Annotated in this window: 2 protein-coding genes; one reads left to right on the top strand and one right to left on the bottom strand. The window is 61.1% G+C overall.

Features of this window, described 5'->3' with window-relative positions; all coding sequences use genetic code 11:
* The first annotated feature begins 251 nt into the window (after positions 1 to 251).
* Positions 252 to 665, top strand: a complete 414-nt coding sequence (locus BHD06_RS22670; RefSeq protein ID WP_080459195.1) for a helix-turn-helix domain-containing protein — start codon at positions 252 to 254, stop codon at positions 663 to 665.
* A gap of 7 nt (positions 666 to 672) precedes the next feature.
* Here BHD06_RS22670 and BHD06_RS22665 read toward each other — a convergent pair whose 3' ends face one another.
* Positions 673 to 1,107 (bottom strand): hypothetical protein, encoded by a 435-nt coding sequence (locus tag BHD06_RS22665; RefSeq protein WP_254892581.1) that lies wholly within the window; start codon positions 1,105 to 1,107, stop codon positions 673 to 675.
* Positions 1,108 to 1,209: the final 102 nt, after the last annotated feature.

Here is a 1,209-nt window from a genome sequence, read left to right as displayed (position 1 = left end):
GGCACCCAGCAACACGACGAGTACCGGCGTGAAGCAGCAGAGCGCCGCGATGACGGTGCCAACGATCCCTGTCACGATCAGCTTGCCGTCGTTCTTGTCTGACATCTCAGTCCTCCTTGCAGGCAGAGATTTGCACGTCCCCGCCCCCATCACGGATGTCATCTAAAAAGTTCATTTCGTTTTCCTCTCGTCACATTGTCATTTGATCTCAAATCTCTGTAGCAACTACAGGCTCAAGAGAAATTCGCGCTATGACCGATCACGAGACCGAGAGCGACCTGACACGCGGCCAACTGGCACACGCCACGGGCTGCAACATCGAGACGATCCGCTATTATGAGAAGACCGGCCTTTTACCAGACCCGCCCCGGACCAACGCCGGCTACCGGATCTATTCCTCCGCGCACACCAACCGCCTTCGCTTCGTCCTGCGCGCCCGCGAACTTGGCTTCACGATGGAGGACATCCGCGGGCTTTTGGGTCTAAGCGATGGCACGATGCCAACCTGCGCCGAGGTCAAGGCGCGGACCGAGCGTCATCTGGTCGATATACGGGCGCGGATCGCGGACCTTCAACGGATCGAGGCGGCATTGGCAGAGACCGCCGCGCAATGTTCCGGCGCGGCAGTGCCGGACTGTCCGGTGCTCGACACGCTCACGCGCTGATCGCGTCTTATTCCAACCTTGCCACGATCCAGGTAACAACACGCAGCGCGTCACCCGTCCCATTGGCCTCGCCCTTCTCGAAATCGCCCTCGATCATGCCCATCTGGTTGGTGACATGGGCGAGGCAGATCACGTCGCGTCCCCGCGCTGACGCGAAGGCATAGAGGGCGGCAGCCTCCATCTCGACGGCGAGGATGCCGCGAGCGCGGGCTGCGGCAATGGCCGTCTCTGTCTCGCGAAACGGGGCGTCGGTGGTCCATGTCGGGCCGGTCAGAACGCGCGGGCCGTCATCGTCCATGCCTCTGAGTTGCAACAAAAGGTGGTCGGGCGCGACGCTCCAATCAGAGGGTGGCAGATAGTGATAGCTCGTGCCCTCATCCCGCCACGCCCGGTCGATCACAATGAAATAGGGCGGCGGGGATTGCCAACTTGTTTTCGCCATTTTTGAGAGGGGCGAGACCTCTGCCTGTCAGGCGGTCATTTCGGCAGCATAGCCTCTCCAGAGGTCGAAAGCATCGGACCTGGCGTGTCGGTATGAGATGGC

It is taken from the genome of Roseovarius sp. A-2, assembly GCF_002072155.1.
Taxonomy (GTDB): Bacteria; Pseudomonadota; Alphaproteobacteria; order Rhodobacterales; family Rhodobacteraceae; genus Roseovarius.
The sequence above is the reverse complement of the archived record's forward strand: the minus strand, read 5'-3'. Positions and strand labels throughout refer to the sequence as shown.

What these genes read in the sequence shown, in the direction of transcription:
- BHD06_RS22665 (WP_254892581.1), bottom strand. Translation starts at nt 1,107, where the DNA reads ATGGCGAAAACAAGTTGGCAATCCCCGCCGCCCTATTTCATTGTGATC.
- BHD06_RS22670 (WP_080459195.1), top strand. Translation starts at nt 252, where the DNA reads ATGACCGATCACGAGACCGAGAGCGACCTGACACGCGGCCAACTGGCA.